Source organism: Nocardia yamanashiensis (assembly GCF_021183565.1).
GTDB classification, from domain to species: domain Bacteria; phylum Actinomycetota; class Actinomycetes; order Mycobacteriales; family Mycobacteriaceae; genus Nocardia; species Nocardia yamanashiensis.
Window position 1 is genome coordinate 1,840,672 of sequence record NZ_CP089226.1, and the last position, 21,459, is coordinate 1,862,130.

General features: G+C 67.9%; 23 protein-coding genes. 16 read left to right on the forward strand and 7 right to left on the reverse strand.

Annotated features, from left to right (window positions below; translation table 11 throughout):
• Positions 1-41: 41 nt before the first annotated feature.
• The 3 genes from LTV02_RS08830 to LTV02_RS08840 are packed head-to-tail and all read right to left on the reverse strand — an operon-like array spanning position 42 to position 2,248.
• Complete coding sequence (locus tag LTV02_RS08830; protein ID WP_233039513.1) at positions 42-953, reverse strand: helix-turn-helix domain-containing protein; 912 nt, start codon at positions 951-953, stop codon at positions 42-44.
• A 15-nt stretch (positions 954-968) separates the two neighbouring features.
• The gene (locus LTV02_RS08835) at positions 969-1,643 is read right to left on the reverse strand and encodes a trimeric intracellular cation channel family protein (RefSeq protein WP_233039514.1); all 675 of its coding nucleotides are present in this window, start codon (positions 1,641-1,643) and stop codon (positions 969-971) included.
• The gene (locus LTV02_RS08840; protein ID WP_233039515.1) at positions 1,640-2,248 is read right to left on the reverse strand and encodes a cysteine hydrolase family protein; all 609 of its coding nucleotides are present in this window, start codon (positions 2,246-2,248) and stop codon (positions 1,640-1,642) included. The genes LTV02_RS08835 and LTV02_RS08840 overlap by 4 nt, the downstream gene beginning before the upstream one ends.
• Before the next feature lie 152 nt (positions 2,249-2,400).
• On the opposite strand from LTV02_RS08840, the gene LTV02_RS08845 reads away from it, so the two are divergent.
• The gene (locus tag LTV02_RS08845; protein WP_233039516.1) at positions 2,401-3,234 is read left to right on the forward strand and encodes a helix-turn-helix domain-containing protein; all 834 of its coding nucleotides are present in this window, start codon (positions 2,401-2,403) and stop codon (positions 3,232-3,234) included.
• On the opposite strand, the gene LTV02_RS08850 is transcribed toward LTV02_RS08845, so the two are convergent.
• On the reverse strand, positions 3,208-3,891 hold the full coding sequence (locus LTV02_RS08850) for a lysophospholipid acyltransferase family protein (RefSeq protein ID WP_067707984.1): 684 nt from the start codon (positions 3,889-3,891) through the stop codon (positions 3,208-3,210). The two genes, LTV02_RS08845 and LTV02_RS08850, sit on opposite strands and share 27 nt — an antisense overlap.
• Before the next feature lie 51 nt (positions 3,892-3,942).
• Between LTV02_RS08850 and LTV02_RS08855 the strand changes: the two genes are divergently transcribed.
• From LTV02_RS08855 to LTV02_RS08910, 12 genes are all read left to right on the forward strand, one after another.
• A complete protein-coding gene (locus LTV02_RS08855; protein WP_233039517.1) occupies positions 3,943-4,593 on the forward strand; it encodes an NAD(P)-binding oxidoreductase in 651 nt (216 codons plus the stop codon).
• A gap of 149 nt (positions 4,594-4,742) precedes the next feature.
• Entirely contained in the window at positions 4,743-5,936 is a 1,194-nt protein-coding gene (locus LTV02_RS08860) for an AAA family ATPase (RefSeq protein ID WP_233041529.1), read from the forward strand.
• A 26-nt stretch (positions 5,937-5,962) separates the two neighbouring features.
• Positions 5,963-6,937: a DUF58 domain-containing protein gene (locus LTV02_RS08865; RefSeq protein WP_067707990.1), complete on the forward strand. Its 975-nt coding sequence runs from the start codon at positions 5,963-5,965 to the stop codon at positions 6,935-6,937.
• On the forward strand, positions 6,934-7,938 hold the full coding sequence (locus LTV02_RS08870; protein ID WP_233039518.1) for a VWA domain-containing protein: 1,005 nt from the start codon (positions 6,934-6,936) through the stop codon (positions 7,936-7,938). The genes LTV02_RS08865 and LTV02_RS08870 overlap by 4 nt, the downstream gene beginning before the upstream one ends.
• A 136-nt stretch (positions 7,939-8,074) precedes the next feature.
• Positions 8,075-8,791, forward strand: a complete 717-nt coding sequence (gene fabG1 / locus LTV02_RS08875; RefSeq protein ID WP_067707995.1) for a 3-oxoacyl-ACP reductase FabG1 — start codon at positions 8,075-8,077, stop codon at positions 8,789-8,791.
• Positions 8,792-8,847: 56 nt separating this feature from the next.
• Complete coding sequence (gene inhA, locus LTV02_RS08880; RefSeq protein WP_067707998.1) at positions 8,848-9,687, forward strand: NADH-dependent enoyl-ACP reductase InhA; 840 nt, start codon at positions 8,848-8,850, stop codon at positions 9,685-9,687.
• 96 nt (positions 9,688-9,783) lie between these two features.
• Positions 9,784-10,776 (forward strand): ferrochelatase, encoded by a 993-nt coding sequence (locus tag LTV02_RS08885; RefSeq protein ID WP_233041530.1) that lies wholly within the window; start codon positions 9,784-9,786, stop codon positions 10,774-10,776.
• Between the two features lie 120 nt (positions 10,777-10,896).
• Complete coding sequence (locus tag LTV02_RS08890) at positions 10,897-11,592, forward strand: hypothetical protein (protein WP_233039519.1); 696 nt, start codon at positions 10,897-10,899, stop codon at positions 11,590-11,592.
• 74 nt (positions 11,593-11,666) lie between these two features.
• Entirely contained in the window at positions 11,667-11,912 is a 246-nt protein-coding gene (locus tag LTV02_RS08895; RefSeq protein WP_233039520.1) for a hypothetical protein, read from the forward strand.
• A gap of 240 nt (positions 11,913-12,152) precedes the next feature.
• Positions 12,153-14,261, forward strand: a complete 2,109-nt coding sequence (locus LTV02_RS08900; protein WP_233039521.1) for an MMPL family transporter — start codon at positions 12,153-12,155, stop codon at positions 14,259-14,261.
• Positions 14,262-14,266: 5 nt separating this feature from the next.
• Positions 14,267-15,424 carry a sensor histidine kinase gene (locus LTV02_RS08905; protein WP_233039522.1) on the forward strand — a complete coding sequence of 386 codons (1,158 nt, stop codon included), beginning with the start codon at positions 14,267-14,269 and terminating at the stop codon, positions 15,422-15,424.
• Position 15,425: 1 nt separating this feature from the next.
• Positions 15,426-16,070: a response regulator gene (locus tag LTV02_RS08910; protein WP_233039523.1), complete on the forward strand. Its 645-nt coding sequence runs from the start codon at positions 15,426-15,428 to the stop codon at positions 16,068-16,070.
• Between the two features lie 9 nt (positions 16,071-16,079).
• Here LTV02_RS08910 and LTV02_RS08915 read toward each other — a convergent pair whose 3' ends face one another.
• On the reverse strand, positions 16,080-16,763 hold the full coding sequence (locus tag LTV02_RS08915) for a hypothetical protein (RefSeq protein WP_233039524.1): 684 nt from the start codon (positions 16,761-16,763) through the stop codon (positions 16,080-16,082).
• 97 nt (positions 16,764-16,860) lie between these two features.
• On the opposite strand from LTV02_RS08915, the gene LTV02_RS08920 reads away from it, so the two are divergent.
• Complete coding sequence (locus LTV02_RS08920) at positions 16,861-18,111, forward strand: hypothetical protein (RefSeq protein WP_233039525.1); 1,251 nt, start codon at positions 16,861-16,863, stop codon at positions 18,109-18,111.
• Positions 18,112-18,224: 113 nt separating this feature from the next.
• Positions 18,225-19,148 (forward strand): DUF808 domain-containing protein, encoded by a 924-nt coding sequence (locus tag LTV02_RS08925; RefSeq protein ID WP_233039526.1) that lies wholly within the window; start codon positions 18,225-18,227, stop codon positions 19,146-19,148.
• A gap of 100 nt (positions 19,149-19,248) precedes the next feature.
• Here the strand turns inward: LTV02_RS08925 and LTV02_RS08930 are convergent, their stop codons facing one another.
• Entirely contained in the window at positions 19,249-20,115 is an 867-nt protein-coding gene (locus LTV02_RS08930; protein ID WP_233039527.1) for a nuclear transport factor 2 family protein, read from the reverse strand.
• A 91-nt stretch (positions 20,116-20,206) separates the two neighbouring features.
• Between LTV02_RS08930 and LTV02_RS08935 the strand changes: the two genes are divergently transcribed.
• A complete protein-coding gene (locus LTV02_RS08935; protein WP_233039528.1) occupies positions 20,207-20,863 on the forward strand; it encodes a winged helix-turn-helix transcriptional regulator in 657 nt (218 codons plus the stop codon).
• A gap of 64 nt (positions 20,864-20,927) precedes the next feature.
• On the opposite strand, the gene LTV02_RS08940 is transcribed toward LTV02_RS08935, so the two are convergent.
• Positions 20,928-21,392, reverse strand: a complete 465-nt coding sequence (locus LTV02_RS08940) for a hypothetical protein (protein WP_233039529.1) — start codon at positions 21,390-21,392, stop codon at positions 20,928-20,930.
• Between the last annotated feature and the right edge of the window lie 67 nt (positions 21,393-21,459).

Sequence of the window (21,459 nt, forward strand, 5' to 3'; positions counted from 1 at the left end):
CCCTCGTGCGGCCGACCCCTCGTACAGCCGCGTGAATCAGGTCAAGTGATGGACATGCGGAGGATTTCGGCCCGGAGTGCGGCAATGAATTCGCGGGCGTCGGTGTCGAACAAGGCCATTCGCGTCAATGCGTCCCAGCGGCGTCGATGGGCGTCGACCTGTTCGGGGCCTCGGGAAACCATGTTCCCCGGGATCGGTTCCGCCGACGCGAGCGCGTTGTCCTCGTTCTCGTAAATGACGAAACCGTGCGGAATCGTGGTGCACGCCTCGATATCCTGCGGAATCACGCCGATGGTGACCGTATCGAGGGTCTCGATGGAAATGATCCGATCGAGCTGGGCCAGCAGCACCCGATGGGGGCCGGGCCGGAAGCGCAGTGCCGCTTCGGTAATGAGGAATTCGAACCGTTTGGCGGTGTCGTACAGCACGAGCTGCCGATGCAGGCGCGCGGCGAGCGCGGCCGCCAGGTCTTCTTTGGAATAGGGGGGATCGAAATTCGCGAACACCCGCCGTGCGTAGTCGGCGGTCTGTAGTAGCCCCGGGATCAGCGACGGCTGGAAGTTCCGCACCAGGTGCGCGTCTTCCTCGAATTCGCGGATGTCGTCCTGTAGGTGTGGGCGGCCGGCGAGCGAGGCCGCCCAGTCGTGCACCTCGGGCGAATGCGCCGCTTCGGTGAGAGTGCGTAGCGCGTGCTGGGATTCCGGTTCGGCGCCGACCTCGCGCGCCCAGTCCAGCACCTGCGGTAGCGACGGGACCACATGACCCGCTTCGATGCGCGAGAGCGTGGACTGGCTGATTCCGACCCGCTTGGCCAGTTCCCGGCCGGAGATCCCGGCCAGGTCGCGTAGGCGGCGTAGCTCACCACCGAGCCGCACCCGTGGGTGAGACTCGGGCGCAACCGGATTCGCGGCAACTGCCGCGGCGTCGGTCGCGCCCTCTTCGGGGTGATTCACTGGAACCATAGTGATTCAAATCGAATCACTTTGATTCCGATCAGTCAAGACGGGCGGAATAACCGGCCGGGCAAGCGGACTCGTCCAGGAGCGCCCGAGCGCGAGTATGCGCAGGCCGGCGGCTACGACCACCGCCGCGATGGTCGCGGCGAGTGATCCGGACCACGGCCGGGCGAGCAGGAATATCGCGGCCGCGCCCAAAGCCGCTGTGACGTACCAGGATCCGACGCGAATCAGGCCGATCGGGTCGCCGAGCAGCAGATCGCGCAGCAGTCCACCGCCGCTGCACGCCACCAGTCCGACCAGTACGGCGCTGCCCACCGGCAGCCCGGCGTGCTCGGCTTTGGTGATCCCGAGCGTCAGGTACAGCCCGATGGACACCGCGTCCAGCAGCAGCACCGCAATCTCCACGCGAACGACCAAGTGCGCGAAGACCATTCCCGCACCGGCCGCGAGAACCGTAACCAGCAGATAGCGGTCGCTGCGCAGGGCGGCGGGCGGTGCGCCCAGCAGCACATCGCGCAGCAAGCTCCCGCCGAGCCCGGTCACGAATCCGACGATGACCACGCCGAGCACGTCGATCCGCTCGGCGGCGGCCCGCACGGTCGCCGCGGCCGCCCCGCCGACCGCCCCGACCGCCACCGCCGCCAGATCCAAACCGACTGGAATGTGCAGTATTTCCCCGCTCACGACCGCGCCGCGGCGGTACTGGCGAAGATATTCGACCGCACCGGCTCCGGCCCGCCCGCGATCGCCTCGATCCACTCCCGGGTCGTGCACACCGCGGCGAATCGCGACTGCAAGGTCACCAGCACCGCCTCGTGCAACTGCTCGGCACCGACATTCCCCGCCTCATTGGCCATCCCGAGCGTCCCGGTGGCATCGGCCAGGAACTCCACCGCGAACCCCCGGTGCACGGCATCGCGCGCGGTGGACTCGTCGCAGTTCTGCGTCATGTACCCGGCGATCACCACCGTGTCGATCCCGCGCTCGGTCAGCCACTCCGCCAGCCCCGTCCCGGTGAAACTGGACGGCAGCCTCTTCTCCAGCAAGACCGTGTACGGCCGCTCCGCCACCACCGGATGCAGAGCGAAACCCGCACTGCCGACCGCGAACAGCGGTGATTCCGGGGGAGCGGCATGCTGAATCATGACGATCGGGATCCCGGCCCGCGCCGCCGCGTCCATGGCAGCGCCGATATTGCCCAGGCTGATGTCGAGCGGCGGATAGGCGATGGGCAGTCCGCCCCCGATGTATTCGTTCTGTACGTCGATCACGAGCAATGCGCGCTGCATGGATTCCGGGTTCCTTCCGAGTTAGCCGAGCGATGGCCGGTAGCGGCCTCGGCATCCAGCCTCGGCGATCCGGAAGTCCCTCGGGAGCACCCTGTTTCGCCCCGGGTCCACGCCACCCGGGGTCTGTCAGGCCCCCTTTAAGATGGCCGACCGTGGAGGAGATCCCGAAGATCGGCGCGTTCCTGCGCACCCGGCGGGCCCGGCTGCGCCCGGATCAGGTCGGCCTGGTCCCGTATGGGGACCGCCGACGCGTGCCGGGCCTGCGCCGGGAGGAACTGGCGCAGCTGGCCGGCATCAGCGTCGACTACTACATCCGCTTCGAACGCGGCCGTCTGGACAATGTCTCGGACGCGGTGATCGATGCGGTGGCGACGGCGCTGCGCCTGGACCCCGACGAACGCGACTACCTCTACAACCTGGCGCGCCCGCCCCGGACCGAAACGGCCGCACCGGGTCCGGCGCTGCGCCCGCGCCTGACCCAGATGCTCGAGGCCCTGGACCCCACGCCCGCCTACGTGGTCGGGCATCACACCGACATCCTGGGCTGGAACCGCGCCGCCGCCACCGTCTTCGATATCGACTTCGCGAATATCCCCGGCCCCGAACGCACCTGGGCCCACCTGGTCTTCCGCCATGACGCCGTCCGCGCGCTGTGCGCACCGGTCTGGCCGCGGGTGGCGCGCCAGATCGTCACCTACCTGCGCCTGCGCGCCGCCGCCCGCCCCGCCGATCCGGTCCTGCGCGCCCTGCTTTCGGAGATGACGGCGACCAGCGAACAATTCCGCCACATGTGGGACACCCAGGACGTCACCGATATCGCCCACGGCCGCTACCACCTACAGCATCCGCGCGCCGGTGACCTGCACCTGGATTACGAATTCCTCACCCTGCCCGCCGATCCGGGCGCGCGGGCGGTGGTCGTCTACAGCGCCGAACCGGACACGCCCTCGCACACCGCGCTACGCGCTCTCACCGGGCTCGCCTGAACTCAATTCCTCGATCCGCGACCGCAGGACCTCGAGCAGCTTGTCCGGATCATCGAATTCGGCGGGATCCAGCGGCGCGCCGAAGTGAATCCGCACCCGCTGACTGCGGTCGAACGCCTTGCCGTCCCCGCGCACCCGCCGCATGGGCAGCACCCGGTCGGTGCCCCACGTCCCCACCGGCACGATCGGAACCCCGGTCGCCAGCGCCAGTTTCGCCACCCCGGGCTTGTACGGTTCGTGCTCCCCGGGCCCGACCAGCCGCCCCTCCGGATAGATGATCAGCACCCCGCCGTGCCGCAGAATCGTCTCCGCCTGCGTCATCGCCGCCTGCCCCGACGCACTGTCCTTGCGCACCACCGGAATCTGCCCGAGCCGTCGCACCAGCCAGCCCACCACCGGCCACGACCACAACTCGGCCATGGCGATGGCGATCGCGCGCCGCCGCAGCGCACCCCACAGGAACACCGCGTCGAGCATCGAGATGTGATTGCTGGCCACGATCACCGGCCCGTGCGCCGGCACCGACTCGCGTCCGATCACCGTGACGTGCACGAACCGCGACCACGCCAGCCCGCGCAAGACCCGGCGCACCAGTTTCGTGGTCACCCACGCGCGTTTTCCCAGCCCCTTGGGGCGTCGTCCCGCGTCCTCGTCCATTCGTCCCCCAAACTGTTCGTTTGACAGCGAAACTACCCGGAGGAGTTGCTCGTGAAGGTCTTCCAGATCGGCGCCGCGGGCGGCATCGGCCGTCGTTTGGCCGCCCTGCTGACCGAAGTCGGCGACGAAGTCACCGGTATGCACCGCAATCCCGATCAGGCCGACACCATCACCGATTCCGGCGCGACCCCCGTCACGGGTGATCTCATCACCGACGGCATCGATGCACTGGCCGAAAAATTCCGCGGCCACGACGCCGTCGTCTTCTCCGCGGGCGCGCACGGCACCGGCATGGACAAGACCACCCTCATCGACGGAAAAGGCCTGGAGAAAGCCGCCGACGCCGCCCGGCTCGCCGGAGTGTCGCGATTTCTGCTGGTCTCGGTCTTCCCGGACGCCGGCCGCGACCGGGACACCAGCGAGGGTTTCGAGCACTACATGCGGGTGAAGAAGACCGCCGATGTGTATCTGTCCCGCACCGAACTGGACTGGCTCATCGTGCGTCCCGGCACGCTGCGCAACGAACCCGGAAACGGCCTGGTCACCGCGGGTCCGGCCATCGAATACGGGGACGTGGCCCGCGACGACGTCGCCGCGTTCCTGGCCGCGGCCCTGCATCGCCCCGAATTGAACCGGGTGATCGTCGAGCTGACCGACGGCACCACGCCCGTCGCGGAGGCCATCGATCGTTTGCTGGAATGAGACTGGCAGACTGCGAACCAGGGCGGCTGATCCCAACCAGGTGCGGCAATTACGGCAGATACCTGGAATAGTTGTGGCAGCACGCACAGAGACCAAGGCGAAAGCGGGGATGTTGGGTGACTTCGACTGATGGTGTGAGTGGGGCGACGATGGCGAAATCGGATACGCCGGCTCCCGTTTCCAGCACCCTCGAGCGCGATGTCCAGACGCTGGAAAAGGCGATCTACGAAGTCAAGCGGGTGATCGTCGGCCAGGATCGCCTGGTGGAGCGACTGCTCGTGGGCGTGCTCGCACGGGGACATGTGCTCCTGGAGGGTGTGCCGGGTATCGCCAAGACCCTCGCCGTGGAGACCTTCGCGAAAGTGGTGGGCGGCAGCTTCTCTCGTGTGCAGTTCACGCCCGACCTGGTGCCTACCGACCTCGTCGGTACCCGTATCTACCGGCAGGGCCGCGAGGAGTTCGACACCGAACTCGGTCCGGTGGTGGCGAACTTCGTGCTCGCCGACGAGATCAACCGCGCGCCCGCCAAGGTGCAGTCGGCGCTGCTCGAGGTGATGGCCGAACGGCACGTGTCGATCGGCGGCAAGACCTACCCGATGCCGAATCCGTTCCTGGTCATGGCGACTCAGAACCCGATCGAATCCGAAGGCGTGTACCCGCTGCCCGAGGCGCAGCGCGACCGCTTCCTGTTCAAGGTGGTCGTGGACTACCCGTCGGTGGAGGAAGAGCGCGAGATCATCTACCGGATGGGCGTGACCCCGCCGGAGCCCAAGCGGGTGCTGGAGCCGACCGAGCTGGTGCGCCTGCAGCAGCTGGCCGCCAACACCTTCGTGCATCACGCGCTGGTGGACTACGTGGTGCGCGTCATCGCCGCCACCCGTAAGCCCGCCGATTTCGGCCTGCACGATGTGGCCGGCTGGATCTCCTACGGCGCCTCGCCGCGCGCCAGCCTCGGCATCATCGCCGCCGCGCGCGCCGTGGCGCTGATCCGCGGCCGCGACTACGTGGTCCCGCAGGACGTCGTGGAGGTCATCCCGGACGTGCTGCGCCACCGCCTGGTGCTGTCCTACGACGCGCTCGCCGACGAGATCACCCCCGACGAGGTGATCCGCCGCGTGCTGCAGACCGTCGGCCTGCCGCAGGTGGCCCCGCAGGCGGTCGCCCCGACCGGCGCCGCCCCGGCCGCTCCGATGCCCGCCGCGCCGCAGGCCGCCGCGCCCGCCATGGGCCCGCACGGCGTCCCGCAGGGTGCGCCCGGGATCCCGCAGCCGCCGCAGCAGAGCATCCCGCAGCCGCCGAACGGTCAGCTTCCGGGCGTGCCCGGCCAGCCGCAGGCCAAGTGAGACGAGATTCGGATCCGGTTGCGCCCGTGACGAATCCCGTGTCCGGCGGTTCACCGCACCGCCCGCCCTCCTTCCGGGCGGGTGAGCTGAGTGATCCGCGTTTGTCCGCCGCCTTGAAGACCCTCGAGCTCACCGTGCGCCGCCGCCTGGACGGGGTGCTGCACGGTGACCATCTGGGCCTGATTCCCGGCCCGGGCTCCGAGCCCGGTGACGCCCGCATGTATCAGCCGGGTGACGATGTGCGCCAGATGGATTGGTCGGTGACCGCGCGCACCACGCATCCGCACGTGCGCCAGATGATCGCCGACCGGGAGCTGGAGACCTGGCTGGTGGTGGATCTGTCCGCCAGCCTCGACTTCGGCACCGGCCTGTGCCAGAAGCGGGATCTGGTGGTGGCCGCGGCCGCCGCGGTCACGCATCTGACCAGCGGCGGCGGTAACCGGATCGGCGCGGTCGTCGCCAATGGCGAACAGCTGATCCGTATTCCGGCGCACAGCGGCCGTGTGCACGCCCAGTCCATGCTGCGCAAGATCGCCACCACGCCGCACGCTCGTGACGGGGTGCGCGGGGATCTGCGCGGGGCCATCGAGGCGCTGCGCCGTCCGCAGCGCAAACGCGGTCTGGCCGTGATCATTTCCGATTTCCTCGGCGATATCGACTGGCAGCGTTCGCTGCGCGCCATCTCCGGCCGCCATGATCTGCTCGGCGTCGAGATCCTGGATCCGCGCGATCTGGAATTGCCCGACCTCGGCGATGTGGTGCTGCACGATCCGGAGACCGGCCGCACCCGCGAGTTCAGCGTGACCCCGCAGCTGCGCGCCGATTACGCGCGCGCCGCCGGCCTGCATCGCCAGCAGGTCGAGGGTGCGCTGCGCAGTTGCGGTGCGCCCGTGATGACCCTGAGCACCGATCGGGACTGGATCACCGATGTGGTGCGATTCGTGTCCGCCCGGCGCCACACCTTCGGCGCCTCGACCACCCGGCAGGTACCGCGGCAGTGAGTATTACTGGCTTCACTTCGTATGTCTGGTTCCTGTTCCTGGCCGTGATCGCGGCCATCGCCCTGGTGTACGTGCTGGTCCAGCGCGGGCGGCACAAGCAGATGCTGCGTTTCAGCAATATGGAGCAGCTGGAGCGCGTGGCCCCCGCCGGGCCGAAGCCGTGGCGGCACATCCCGATCGCGCTGCTGCTCACCGCGCTGGTGTGTTTCACCATCGCCGCCGCCGGTCCGACCGAGGCCAAGAAGGTGCCGCGCAACCGGGCCACCGTGGTGCTGGTGCTGGACGTGTCGCTGTCAATGGAGGCCACCGACGTGCCGCCGAGCCGCCTGCAGGTGGCGCAGAAGGCGGCCAAGGAATTCGCCGACGGCCTGACCCCGGGCGTGAACCTGGGCCTGGTCACTTTCGCGGGCACGGCCTCGGTGCAGATGTCGCCGACCACCAATCGCGAAGCGGTGAAGGCGGCCATCGACAACATCAAACTGGCCGAGCGCACCGCCACCGGTGAAGGCATCCTGACCGCCCTGCAGTCCATCGACACCCTGGCTTCGGTGCTGGGCGGCGCGGAGACCCCGCCTCCCGCCCGCATCGTCCTGATGTCCGACGGTAAGCAGACGGTGCCCGCCGACAACGACGTCGACAATCCCCGTCACGGTTTCACCGCGGCGCGCCTGGCCAAGAGCAAAGGCGTTCCGGTGTCCACGATTTCGTTCGGCACCACCTGGGGCACCGTCGAGATCCCCGATTCCGATGGCAAGGGCTCGCAGCGCGTCAAGGTCCCTGTCGACGACGACTCGCTGCGCGAGATCGCCAAACTGTCCGGCGGCGAGTTCTATACGGCCTCCAGCCTGGAGGAATTGAACGCCGTCTACGACACCCTGGAAGAGCAGATCGGCTACGAGAACACCCGTGGCGACGCCAGCCGCCCCTGGATGCTCCTGGCGGGCCTGCTGGTCGCCGCCGGTGTCGGTTCCGGACTGATACTGCGCCAGCGCATTCCGTAATCCGCGGACGCGAAAATGCCCGACGCTACCCGACCTCGGCCGGGTGGTTTCGGGCATTCGTCGTTTTTGTTCCAATGCCGAATGTGATCTTGACCCAATGTGGGCATCCCGGCCGACACCGGTTAAGTTCTACGGCATGTCGAACTCTTCCAGGTCGGTACTGGTTACGGGCGGCAACCGCGGCATCGGGCTCGCGGTCGCACAGCGTCTGCTCGCCGATGGACACAAGGTTGCCGTCACCCACCGCGGTTCGGGGGTGCCGGAGGGACTCTTCGGCGTGAAATGCGATGTGACCGATGCCGAATCGGTCGATCGCGCGTTCACCGAGGTCGAAGCGCACCAGGGTCCGATCGAGGTCGTGGTGGCCAATGCGGGCATCGTCGACAACGTGCTGTTCATGCGCATGAGCGAGGAATCGTTCAACAAGGTCATCGACGCCAACCTGACCGGTGCGTGGCGAGTCGCGCAGCGCGCCAACCGCAATATGCTCAAGCACCGTTTCGGGCGCATCGTCTTCCTCGGCTCGGTGGTCGGGCAGATCGGCGCCCCGGCGCAGGTCAGCTACGCGGCGGCCAAGGCCGGTCTGGTCGGTATGGCCCGCGCCATCACCCGTGAGGTCGGCAAGCGCAACATCACCGCGAACGTGGTCGCGCCCGGTCTCATCGACACCGATATGACCCGTGACGAGATGACCCCGGAAATGCGCAAGACCGCGCTCGATTTCATCCCCGCGGGCCGGATCGGCCAGGCCGAGGACGTGGCCGGCGTGGTCAGCTTCCTGGTCGGCGACGACGCCTCCTACATCTCCGGCGCGATCATCCCGGTCGACGGCGGCATGGGCATGGGCCACTAGGCTCTGCCCTACCCGCGCACTCCCTGTCCCTTTCAAAGAGGAGAACCGACCAACTCATGGGTGGATTGCTCGAAGGCAAGACCGTACTCATCACCGGCATCATCACCGATTCCTCCATCGCCTTCCACGCGGCCGCGGTCGCGCAGGAGCAGGGCGCGAAGGTGATCATCACCGGTATTCCGGAGCGGCTGCGGCTGATCGACCGGATCGCCAAGCGCCTGCCGCAGGAGGTGCCGCCGGCCATCGGTCTGGACATCACCAGCGAGGAGAACCTCTCGGAGCTGGCCGACAAGGTGCGGGAGCTGGCGCCCGAGGGCATCGACGGCGTGCTGCACTCCATCGCCTTCGCGCCCAAGACCCTGATGGGCCCGGACGCGGTCAACTTCCTCGACGCGCCCGGCCCGGACGCGGCCAAGGCGTTCGAGATCTCGGCCTGGAGCTACGCCTCGCTGGCGCGCGCCGTGCTGCCGGTCATGAACGAGGGCGGCTCCATCGTGGGCATGGACTTCGATCCGCGCACCGCCATGCCGTTCTACAACTGGATGGGCGTGGCCAAGGCCGCGCTCGAGTCCGTGAACCGCTATGTGGCGCGGGAAATGGGCGAGGCCAAGAAGATTCGCTCGAACCTGATCGCGGCCGGCCCGATCAAGACCCTCGCCGCCAAGGCCATCGCGGGCACCGCCACCGATGACGCCAAGCAGCTGAACATGCTCAACGAGTACTGGGACGGCGCCTCGCCCATCGGCTGGGACGTGGACGACCCGACGGTGGTGGCCAAGTCCATCGTCACGCTGCTCTCGGATTGGCTGCCGGGCACCACCGGTTCCATCATCTACGTGGACGGCGGCGCCAGCCACAACACCTGGTTCCCGGAAAACGGCTTCGCGGCCAACTGATTCGAGGAGGACACAGTGGCTGTCGAGTCCACTGCGCACGAAGTGGATGGGCTGCTACTGCTGTCTTTCGGCGGTCCCGAACGCCCCGAGGACGTGATGCCGTTCCTGGAGAACGTCACTCGGGGCCGGGGCATCCCGCCGGAGCGGCTCGCCGAAGTCGCGGAACACTATCTGCACTTCGGCGGGGTATCGCCGATCAATGCCTTGAACCTGGAGATCATCAAGGCGGTCGAGGCCGAATTCGCCGCGCGCGGTTGGGATCTGCCGGTGTATTTCGGCAATCGCAATTGGCATCCCATGGTGGAGGACACCGTGGAACGCATGCGCGCGGACGGGATTCGCTCGGCGCTGGTGTTCCCGACCTCCGCGTGGGGCGGGTATTCGGGGTGCCTGCAATACCACGAGGACATTTCGCGGGCGCGTGACGCGGTGGCGGACGCGCCCGATCTGACCAAGCTGCGGCAGTACTTCGATCATCCGCTGCTGATCGAGGCGTTCGCTGATGCCGTGCGGGCGGCGGTGGCGCAACTACCCGCGGACCGGCGGGCACGCGCCCGGCTGGTCTTCACCGCGCATTCCATCCCGGTGTCGGCCGACCACGCGTCCGGCCCGCCGCAGGAGCAGGATCTCTACAGCCGCCAGGTCGCCGAGGCGGCTCGATTGGTCGCCGCCGCAACCGGTTTCGCCGACCACGACCTGGTGTGGCAGTCGCGGTCCGGGCCGCCGCGGATTCCGTGGCTGGAGCCCGACATCGTCGATCACCTGGACGCGCTGGCGGCCGAGGACGTGGACGCGGTCGTGGTGTGCCCGGTCGGGTTCGTCTCCGATCACCTGGAAGTGATCTGGGACCTCGACAACGAGGCCGCCCAGCGCGCCGCCGAACTCGACATCGCCTTCGCCCGCGCCGCCACCCCCGGCCCGGACCCGCGGTTCGCGCGCCTGGTCGCGGACCTGGTCCAGGAGTACCTGTCCGATGCCGCTCCGGCCCGCCTGAGCGCGGTCACCGGTCTCGGCTGCACCGTCAACGGTGCGCCCTGCACGCCCGGTTGCTGCGCATTGCCCCCGCGCCCGGCCCGCCCGGCTTCGTAACCGCCGTTCCTTCGCGATCGTCGAATTCGCTCGCCCGATACCGGTCTATGCGACTGGGCACCCGTCCGGTAGCCCGCACGGGATACCATGCGAGCCATCACGATTCAGAAGGGTACATTCATGTCCAACCCCGGTGAGGGTGCGCAGGCCACGGCCGGTGAGCATCCGAAACCGTCGCAGCGCTCCAGCACGAAGTCGGTGACGGTTCCGTCGATTCCGGACTACGCGCCCGCCGTGCCGCCGCCGTTCCTCAACGAGTCCAAACGATCCGCGGGATCGCGCACGCCCCTCATTGCCGCGGGCGTGCTGGCGGTGCTCGGCATCGCCGGAACCGCGTTCTACGGCATGCGGGCGAGCAGCGCGCAGGACACCGCCGACGAACGCGCGCACACCATCGCCGAACAGCACAAGCAGGTCGCGGACGCCAAACAGGCCGACACCCGCCGCGCCGCCGCGCTGAAAGCGGCCTGCGACTACACCGTCACGCTGACCAGCTACGACTTCACCGATCCGGAACGGTATTTCAGCGCCGTGCAGAACGCCTCCACCGGTGTCTGGCAGCAGGAATTCACCAATTCCACCGCCGGGCTGCGCGATTGGATCGGCGGGCAGTTCGTGCGCAGCGCCGCCGTCGAAAGCCACTGCGGCATCACCGCGCTGGACGGTAAGAAGGCCGAGGTGCTGGCCTCGGTGAAACAGCAGCAGTGGACCGTCGACATTCCGGATTCGCATCTGGTGCCGCTCACCCTGGTGCTCGAGCTGGAAGAACAGTTCGACGGGCGTTGGCTGGTCAGCGAATCGCGGCCGGCTGTCTGAGATCATCGTGAGAACGTCCGCCCGATCCGCCCCTGGGCGCGCGCGGGCGGGCGGTCAATTGTATTGTCGCGCGGGTGAGTACACAGGGAAGAACTACTACGGCGCGACGTTCGCAAACCGGGCGCGCGGGTCAGGGCGGGGGAGCGGCGAGCAAGAAGCGGGCGCTCGGAGCGCCCGACGTCTTCGTCTGGTTGCCGGTGATGGGTTTGTTCATGGCGGCGGGCATTTGCGCCACCATCGGTCAATCCATCCTGCTAGCCGCGGGATTGGTGGCCGCGGCGGTGGTGCTGGTGGTGGCCGATATGTGGATCAACCGCTGAATCCGGCGGTCGAGCGTGATCTGCTCGAAAGCCACGTCGCGGAGTTCGATTCCGAGGTAGGCCGGCGCATGGATCGGCGCGCCGGCCGGACGGGATTCGGCGGGATCCACTGATCGGTGGACCCGAGGTTCCACCGGTAGCGGCTGTCGGCGATGTCGCGCGATGAACAAGATTCATCCCATGCGTAATCGCTCGATTGGTTTGGCTCGTTGGAGTATTCGGCACCCCGGGTGGGCGATCGTGAGCTGGCTGCTCTTGGTGGTGCTGTGTGTGGGGATCGGACTCGCGATCGGTGGGAAGGCCGCGGGGACCGAGGATTTCCGAGTCGGGGAAGCCGGGCGCGGCGAGGCCATGGCCGCGCAAGGCGGACTGCAACAGCGTGCCCTCGAGCGGGTGCTCATCGCGGCGCGGCCCGGGGCCGAGCCGGATACAGCCGCCGTCGCGGCGGCGGTGCGTGCGGTCAGCGACCGGATGCGAGCTTTGCCGGAAGTGGAATCGGTTGGCGCGCCCCAGTATTCGCGCGACGGTGCGGTGGTGCGTGTCGACGTCGTCATGGCGGGCGTCGAACTCGACGGCAAGAAGCACGTCGGGCCGCTGCGCGCGCAGACCGCGCAGGTGCAGGCCGCATACCCGGACCTGCTGGTGGAGGAGACCGGCGGACCGTCGATCAGCCGGGGCGTGGAGGAACTGCGCGGTCGCGATCTGTCACGTACCGAGCTGATCGCGCTGCCGCTCACCCTGCTGACGCTGCTGGTCGTCTTCCGCTCGGTGACCTTGTCCTTGGTGCCGCCGTTGCTGGCGATCTCGGCGATCGCCGCGGCCATCGGATTGTCCATGCCCGCATCGCATCTGGTGCCCGACAACGGCGTGGGCACCAACATCATTCTGCTGATCGGGATGGCGGTGGGCGTCGACTACACCCTGTTCTATCTGAAGCGGGAACGCGAAGAGCGCGCTCGCGCCCGCGGCAGACTGGACGCGGCGGCCGTCGTCGCACTGGCCGCGGCCACCTCGGGCCGGGCGGTCATGATCTCCGGGTTCGCGGTCGCGATCTCCAGCGCGGCAATGTTTCTGGCCGACGACGTGATCTTCTCCTCGATCGCCACCGCCACGATTCTCGTCACCCTGGTCGCCGTGCTCGGCTCATTGACGGTCCTGCCGGGGCTGCTGGTGCTGCTGGGCGCGCGATCCGATCGCCGCGGACAGCACAGCGCGATCGATTCCCGCTGGCATCGGCCCGGGCGGATCACGGGCGCGATGCTCGGATTCGTCGCTCGTAAACCCGCCGCGGCCCTGGCTGTCTCGGTGCTCGCACTGCTGGGTGCGACGGCGCCGCTGCTCGGACTCGAGCTGTCCGATATGGGGCGGGAGACCCATCCGCGGAGTATCGCCGCCATGCGGACGTTCGATCGGTTGAATCGAGCTTTCCCGGAACTGAAATCGATGCATCAGGTCGTGGTCACCGCCGGGCACGAGAGGTTCGACCAGGTGACCGGGGCACTGTCGGAGCTGGCCCGGCGTGCGCAGTCGGATCCGGCGCTGGCCGGAACCTCCGAGTTGCGCTTCTCGCCCGATCATCGGGTCGCCATGCTGGAATTGGCGGTGCCGCACTACGTGAGCGACCCGGCGGCGCTGGCATCGCTGGAGCGGCTGCGCGATATGTACGTACCCGCCACCGTGGGTGCGCTCCCCGATGCCGAATCGGCCGTGACCGGTGATGTCGCCCGCTATGCCGATTATCCGGAGCATCAGAAACGCCAATTGCCGTGGGTCGTCGGCGCGCTGCTGCTGGCCACCTGCGCGCTGACGATCTGGGCGTTCCGGTCGGTCGTCCTCGGGCTCGTCGGCGTCGTGCTCAACCTGCTGTCGGCCGGGGCCGCGCTCGGGCTGCTCACCGTGACCTTCCAGCACACGTGGGCCGAACGCCTGCTCGATTTCCACTCGACGGGAACCATCGGCTCCCGGGTGCCGCTACTGCTGCTGGTCATCCTGTTCGGGCTGTCGATGGACTACCAGGTGTTCGTGCTCAGCCGCATCGAAGAAGCCCGGCGGAGCGGATCACCGATGCGGCAGGCCGTGCTCGACGGCATCGGGGGTTCGGCGAGCGTGGTCACCTGCGCTGCCTTCGTCATGACAACCGTATTCGCGGCGTTCGTCCCATTGCACATCATGGAGATGAAGCAGATGGGCTTCGCCCTCGCGATCGCGGTGCTGCTGGACGCCTTCGTCATTCGGATCCTGCTGCTGCCCGCGCTCCTGCTGCTGCTCGGCGACCGCACCTGGTGGCCTTCGCGCCTGCCCGGGCGCACGCGTGACGTCGGTGACCGCGCATGGCAGAAAGTAGGCTGATCGGAATGGATCAACCGCAGGCCGAGGACCGGTTCCGGACACGGATACTGCATCGCTGGTACCTGGTCGTGTGGACATCGTTCGGCCTGATCCCGCCGTTGATCGCGGTATGGGATCGCGAGGCGGCGGTCAAGTACACGACATCGGCGCTCGTGTGCCTGCTCGCCCTCGCCTGGATACCCACCCTCCGGCGTACTCCGCTGCTGCGTCCCGAGATCTTCCTCGGCGTGCTCGTCCTGGTGCTGGGTGCGATGTCGTATCTGCTGCATGGCGGGGCCGCCCTGTTCATCGTCTCGCTGCCGCAGTTCTGGATCCATGCCACGAGCGCCCGGCGCGCGGTCGGCTTCACCGTGGCCGGCGGAGCGGCCAGCCTCACCGGGGCCGTGGTCCGGCAGGAAATGTGGACCGGCAATGTGGTTTTCACCGTGCTCGGCTGTGCCGGCGGCATCCTGGTCGGGCTGTTGCTGCATCGGATCGTCCGGCACAGCGACGAGCGCGCGCGGAAACTGGCTGTCGAATTGGCACGCGCCCAAGCCGAATTGGCGAGGGTGCATCAACTCCAGGGCGCGATGGACGAACGCGAACGGATCGCCCGGGAAATCCACGACACCCTGGCGCAGGGTTTCGCCTCCATCATCGTGCTCGCGCAGGCGGCGCGCGACAACCTCGGCGCCGATCGGGACCGGGCCGCCGAACAGTTGCGTTCCATCGAGCGCACCGCGCGTGAAAACCTCACGGAGGCACGGGTACTCGTCGGCTCCGATGCGCATCGCAGCGTCGCCGCGGTCGCGGACATGCTGCGCCGCACCGTGGACAGGTTCGGCGAGGACACCGGGCTGACCGTCGATTCCGAACTGCCCGATCTGGAATGCGATCAGCCGACCAGGATCGCGCTGCTGCGCTGCACGCAGGAGTCGCTGGCGAATGTGCGCAAGCACGCCGGCGCCCGCACGGTCGGCGTCGTGCTCGCCCGGCGTCCGGACGGGGTCGAGCTCGAGATCACCGACGACGGACGAGGTTTCGATCCGGCGGCCGCGCGCGGCTTCGGCCTCGACGGCATGCGCAAACGGCTCGCCGAACTCGGCGGCGAACTCACCATCACCAGCACGGCGGGCGAGGGGACCCGGGTGCTGGCGACGATTCCCCTGAATGCGCGGGTGTGACATGACCGAAAGACCGATTCGCCTGGTGATCGCCGACGATCACACGGTGCTGCGCGCCGGTGTCGTCGCGCTGCTGGAATCCGAGCCGACCGTGCGGATCGTCGGCGAAGCCGATGACGGCCGCGCCGCGATCGAGCTCGTCGAACGCGTGCAACCCGATGTGGCGCTGCTGGATCTGCGCATGCCCGAACTCGACGGGGTGGCCGCGACCGCCGCGATCGCCGCCCGCACCGGCACCCGCGTGCTGATCCTCACCACCTATGACACCGACGCCGACATCGAGCGCGCCGTCGAAGCCGGAGCCATCGGCTATCTGCTCAAGGACACCTCACGTGATCAGCTGGTCGAAGCCATCCACGCCGCATCCCGCGGTGAGACGGTACTCGCGCCGCGTGTCGCCCAGCGCCTGGTCTCGCGGATGCGCCGACCCGCGCCCGTCACGTTGACCTCGCGTGAGAAGGAAGTGCTCGAGGCGGTGGCCGACGGGCTGTCCAATGCCGAGATCGGCAGGCGGCTCGTGATCGGAGAGGCGACCGTCAAAACCCACCTGCTGCGGGTGTTCGCCAAACTCGATGCCCGCGATCGCACGCACGCGGTCGTCGTCGCGCTCGATCGGGGCCTGATCGCCCGCCCGCGACTCGGCTGAGCGAAGTGCTCACTTGAGCACATTGACCGCACGCGCGATGACGAGGCTCATGGTGACCAGGGCGATTCCCGATTGCACCATCATGGTCAGCTTGGCCCACCACGACATCGGCATCACATCGGTGGGGCTGAACGCGGTCGCGTTGGTGAAAGACAGGTACAGGTAATCGGGAAACTGGGGTTCCCAATCCGGCGGCGCGACTTCGGGATTCTGCATCTGGACGAACAGAAAATCCGGATACGGTTTGCGGGCGTGCGCGCGAGCGGCCGGGCCACCGCGATCGAAATCCCAATACCAGAGCGCGAATACCAGCACATTCGACAGCCACACCGCGACGCCGGAGCCGAGCAGCCCCGCCGGATCGCCCGAGATGGTACCGCTGATCAAACCGTGTACCAGCTGAATCACCGCCCAGATCATGGCGAATCCGAGCAGCGCCATCAGGGTCAGCCCGGCGTTGCGCAGCCAGCGCTCCTCCCGATCCAGCCGCAGCGGCGCGCCGACGACCAGCACCACGATCACGCAGAGCCCGAGTGCGGGCACCAGCCAGCGCGGTCCCGGCGTCAGCTGCGCGGGCATGTAGTACTGCAACACCAGAAACCCCACCATGGCGACGGTGGCCGCCCAACGTGATTCGCCCTCCGTGCGTCGCGCCCACGCCGGAACCTGATCGTCGTTATCGGTGCTGCTCACGCCCAGCAGTATCACCCGGGCGGGGCTCGCGGTCCGGGAGCGACGCAATCCGCCCTCTGTCGAGCAACCGCTTGGTGTGTCAGCTAGATTCTGGCGCATGAGTTTTTGGGGTGGGAAGTTCGGCTCCGCGAAGCGTGAGCAGGCGCGGCGGGCCGAATTCGGTGCACAAGCCTTGTCGATGGTGCGGGCGCAATCCGCCATCGCCGCAGCCGATTTCGATGTCGAGAAGTTCGAGATCGCCTACGTGACACATGACGGTGAACGCGGGTGGATGAACCTGACCACCGTCTTCCGCCGGTGCGCCGACGTCTCGCCGCGTGAGGCCGCGCATCTGCTGTTCGATTTCGTCACTTCCGGTCACGCGGGCGGGCCGATCGAGCCGCCCAGCAGTTGGGCCGCCGCGTCGGGGAAACTCCGGCCGCTCATCCGCCAGGCCGGTGAGCTGTCCATTCGTATCGAGGGGATGCGCGCGGGCGATCACATCCTGTGGCGTCCGGCGCTGCCCTGCCTCATGGAGACCATCGTCCTCGATGAGCCCTCTGCCATGCGCAAAGTGCACCCCAGCCAGTTGGCCGAGTGGGGAGTGGACGCCGAAACCGTCTTCGCCGCCGCACAATCCAATCTGAATGCCTTCGCTCATGACACGGTCGCCCGCTACGACCCGAACGCTCGCGGCGGCATCCTCTACCTCCCCGATTCCGATGGCGAGCAATACGCGGGCTCGCTGCCGCTGGTCCCCGGTTGGCTGGCCGGTATCGGCGCTCGCGCGGGTGCCCGTCCCATCGTGTTCATCGCAGGTAACACCGGCGTCCTGGTGGGCGCCGAATTCTCGGCACAGCACGTCGTGCATCTGGTGACCACCGCCCGAGAACTTTTCGACCAGTCGGTTCGCCAAGTTTCGCCCGTCCCGTACACCCTCGACGCTGCCGGTCGCCTCACCCCCTACCAGGTGCCGCGAGACCATCCGGCCTGGAAGGACATCCGAGCCGCCGAATCCCTTCTCGCCGCCAACGTCTACGGACAGCAGTACGAGACCCTCCGCGCCGAACTCGACGAAGGCGCCCTCGACGACTATGCCGCCAAACTCCTGCACGCGCGCAAACCCGACGGCACCGAAACCACCATCACCCCCTGGACCGACACCGTTCCCACCCTCCTTCCGCAAGCCCACAACGTCACCCTGACGAATCCGTCGACCGGTGAAACCTTCGGCGTCCCTTGGCAAACCCTCGCCGCCGCCGTGGACCTGCATCCGGTTCCCGGTCTGTACCCGCCGCGCTACCGCGTCGAGAACCACCCCGGCGAACCGGTCATGGCCCAGCTCCGCGCCATGTCCCAAATGATCTGACCCGCCGGGTGCGGGATCAGTCGTGCCCGTACCGGCCCGCCCGAGCAGCGCATCCGCATCCAGAGGCGATGCGCTGTCCGCCCGGCCGGTGACGGGCCGGTAACCTGCCAGGCATGAGTGCAGGTCTGTTCGGACTCCTCGACGACGTGGCCGTGCTGGCCCGGCTCGCGGCTGCTTCCCTCGACGACATCGGCGCGGCCACCGGCCGGGCGACCGCCAAGGCCGCCGGTGTGGTCATCGACGACACCGCCGTGACACCCCAGTACGTACACGGCATCACCGCCGACCGCGAACTGCCGATGATCAAGCGCATCGCCCTCGGATCGCTGCGCAACAAGCTGGTCTTCATTCTTCCGGCCGCCCTGATCCTGAGCCAGTTCGCGCCGTGGCTGCTCACCCCGATCCTGATGGTCGGCGCCACTTACCTGTGCTTCGAAGGCGCCGAGAAGGTGCTCGGCCGGTTCCTGCACCACGAGGGCCACGCCGCCGAATCCGGCCCCACCGACGAGAAGTCGATGACCGCCGGCGCGATCCGCACCGACTTCATCCTCTCCGCCGAGATCATGGTGATCGCCCTCGACGAGGTCGCCGACCAGTCCTTCTTCCCCCGCCTGATCATCCTCGCCATCGTCGCCGTGGTCATCACCGCCGCCGTCTACGGCGTAGTCGGCCTGATCGTCAAGATGGACGACGCCGGACTCGCACTGGCACAACGCTCTTCACGCTTCGCCCAGACCCTGGGCCGCGGCCTGGTGACCGGCATGCCCAAACTGCTCTCGGCCCTGTCCATCATCGGCACCGTCGCAATGCTCTGGGTCGGCGGCCACATCCTCCTCACCGGCACCGACACCCTCGGCTGGCACACCCCCTACGACCTGGTCCACCACGCCGAAGAAGCAATCCGCGACGCCGTCCCCGCCATCGGCGGAATCCTGGCCTGGCTGACCAACACCGCCATCTCAGCAGTCATCGGCTTCGTCGTCGGCACCCTCGTAGTCCTGATCGTGCAGGCCTGGCCCTTCAAGAAGAAGCACTGATTCCTCGGTCGGGGAACGCGTTTCGGTCGATCAAGCTGCCTGTGGTGTGTTGTCCGCCGCTGGTCGCTGCGGGCACAGCAGTAAGCAGGTCGCCTCACCCTTACCGAACGCGCGGTGGCTCGGCGGCGAGAGTGGCGCCGCCCAGCACTGCGTAGGACCCGGTGAGGGCGACCATCGGCAGACCCGCGCGTATCGGGACGTCACGGCGCGCCAGGTGCCACAGGCCCGAGGCGGTATCGATGGTGTCGACCGCGAGCGAAAGTCGGTGCCAGCGGCGGCGTTCGGTCTCGCCGCCGGTGCGGAAACCCAACCCCATCGCCAGCGCGCGAGCACCGTAGAGCCGGGTGGTGTAGGTGAGTTCGGGGGTCGGTGTGACGCCGAGGGCTGCTGCGAACGGGCGCGGGGCGAGCAGAGTGGTCGCGGCCAGCAGGAGTCGGCCGGCGGCCATCAGGTCCAGGACGCGGGTGCCGACAGGACGTGTCCGGTCGAGCGCGCGTTCGGCGCGGGTGGGGAACAATCGCGGCAGCAGGCGCAGCGCCAGCAGCGGATGCGCCGATAACGGGCGCAGCAGCGGCAGCGGATCGAAGTAGGTGTTGTTGGCGGCCATATTGTTCTCGCGCAACACGATTCGATCGACGACGTCGATTGCGAGGCGGTCTCCGCCCAGGGTGCCTTGCAGGGTGAATTCGATGAGTACCCCGTCGGTGGTGGGACCCCAGCGGTGAACGGTGCCGTGCAAATCGGGCACTGCGGCGAACACGCTGGTGAACAGTCGCCGGAATCCTGCGTGCCCGCGGGCTCCGCGCGAGAGCGGTTGCCGGTAGACGACATCGGAATCGATCCGCGGCAGGAAGTGCTCGATGAATCGGTCGCGGTCGCCCTGGGCCAGGCCGCGACGAAAGAAGTCGACGAACTCCGCGCGTGGGTCGACCTGCTTCGAGGGTGAGAGCGCTGCGGTGGTTTCCATGATGGGTGTCCTCGCGAAATGTCGAAGCTATACAAATCTGAAGCTAGCACTTCATAATTCTGAAGTACACACTGCAGGAGATTAGACTTCGATGACCATGGCCAAACGCTCCTACAACCAGTACTGCGGCATCGCCGTCGCGCTGGACCTCCTCGGCGAACGATGGTCGCTACTGGTCCTGCGCAATCTGCTGCTGGGACCCAAACGATTCAAGGATCTGCTCGACGGACTTCCCGGCATCGGCACCGGACTGCTCAGTCAAAGGCTCAAAGAACTCGACGCCGCCGGGCTGATCACCCGCACCACCCTGCCCCCACCGGCCGCATCGACGGTCTATCACCTCACCCCCGCCGGTGAGTCCCTGCGGCCGATGTTCCTGGAACTCTCCCGATGGGGCCTGGCCCGGCTGGGCGATCCCGCCCCCGGCCAGCATGTCGACGCCGAACTCGTTGCCCTGGCGATGGAGGCGCGGTTCGACCACGATGCCGCCGGGGACGATGCCGACGGTGTTTACGAACTGCGGGTCGAGGGGCAGGTGTTCCGTTTGTCGATCACCCACGGCTCCTTCGAGATTCGGGCAGGCGCCGCCGAGTCGCCTCGGGCGGCGATCACCACCGACCTCGCGACACTGGCCGCACTCAACAACGGAACCAGTTCGCTCGCGAACGCGCTCGAGACGCAGGCCGTCACAGTATCGGGCGACACGGGGGCATTGCCGTCGCTGGCGCACGCCTTCGGCATCGTTTGAGACGTCCGCCGAAACACGCGCCAACGCAGGAGCCGAGGCCCGGTGAACCGAGCTCCCCGGGCAATCACGCCGAGACCGGGCAAGCTCCATGCAGGACGATCCGGCAGACGGCGTCGAGAACGGCCGCGCGGGACGGGACACAGAGCCGTCCCGGGCGCGGCGCGCTGGCCCAATGCCAGCCCCGCACATGGTCGTCACCGGGCACCGGGATGTGTGTGCCCGGGCCGGGGAACACGGCGCGGTGCGCGGTCAGCAGATGCCGTAAGCGCAACGGAACCGGCTCGAACGGGGCCGGCGCCGAGGCGAGGAAGATCCAGTGCCGGTCGTGGGGGTCGGCGACCGCGGGGGTGGCGGGCAGGTCCGCCAGTTGCGCGCACAGCAGCCGGCCCAGGTCGGCGGGCAGGCCGATCGCTTCCACCGATAATCCATTGACCAGGTATAGGTCCGCATCCGCCTGCTCGACCGGTAGCCCGTAGCGACTGCGGAGCAGATGCGCGGATTCGTGTGGCGAACAGCAGGATTCGAACATCGGAGCCTCCCAACGACAGGTGGGCACCCGGCGGCGGGGACGTGCGGGATCCCATGCCTGATGACGA

What these genes read in the sequence shown, in the direction of transcription:
- LTV02_RS08840 (WP_233039515.1), bottom strand. Translation starts at nt 2,248, where the DNA reads ATGCAGCGCGCATTGCTCGTGATCGACGTACAGAACGAATACATCGGG.
- LTV02_RS08850 (WP_067707984.1), bottom strand. Translation starts at nt 3,891, where the DNA reads ATGGACGAGGACGCGGGACGACGCCCCAAGGGGCTGGGAAAACGCGCG.
- LTV02_RS08860 (WP_233041529.1), top strand. Translation starts at nt 4,743, where the DNA reads ATGGCGAAATCGGATACGCCGGCTCCCGTTTCCAGCACCCTCGAGCGC.
- fabG1 (WP_067707995.1), top strand. Translation starts at nt 8,075, where the DNA reads ATGTCGAACTCTTCCAGGTCGGTACTGGTTACGGGCGGCAACCGCGGC.
- inhA (WP_067707998.1), top strand. Translation starts at nt 8,848, where the DNA reads ATGGGTGGATTGCTCGAAGGCAAGACCGTACTCATCACCGGCATCATC.
- LTV02_RS08885 (WP_233041530.1), top strand. Translation starts at nt 9,784, where the DNA reads ATGCCGTTCCTGGAGAACGTCACTCGGGGCCGGGGCATCCCGCCGGAG.
- LTV02_RS08890 (WP_233039519.1), top strand. Translation starts at nt 10,897, where the DNA reads ATGTCCAACCCCGGTGAGGGTGCGCAGGCCACGGCCGGTGAGCATCCG.
- LTV02_RS08905 (WP_233039522.1), top strand. Translation starts at nt 14,267, where the DNA reads ATGGATCAACCGCAGGCCGAGGACCGGTTCCGGACACGGATACTGCAT.
- LTV02_RS08910 (WP_233039523.1), top strand. Translation starts at nt 15,426, where the DNA reads ATGACCGAAAGACCGATTCGCCTGGTGATCGCCGACGATCACACGGTG.
- LTV02_RS08920 (WP_233039525.1), top strand. Translation starts at nt 16,861, where the DNA reads ATGAGTTTTTGGGGTGGGAAGTTCGGCTCCGCGAAGCGTGAGCAGGCG.
- LTV02_RS08925 (WP_233039526.1), top strand. Translation starts at nt 18,225, where the DNA reads ATGAGTGCAGGTCTGTTCGGACTCCTCGACGACGTGGCCGTGCTGGCC.
- LTV02_RS08930 (WP_233039527.1), bottom strand. Translation starts at nt 20,115, where the DNA reads ATGGAAACCACCGCAGCGCTCTCACCCTCGAAGCAGGTCGACCCACGC.
- LTV02_RS08935 (WP_233039528.1), top strand. Translation starts at nt 20,207, where the DNA reads ATGACCATGGCCAAACGCTCCTACAACCAGTACTGCGGCATCGCCGTC.
- LTV02_RS08940 (WP_233039529.1), bottom strand. Translation starts at nt 21,392, where the DNA reads ATGTTCGAATCCTGCTGTTCGCCACACGAATCCGCGCATCTGCTCCGC.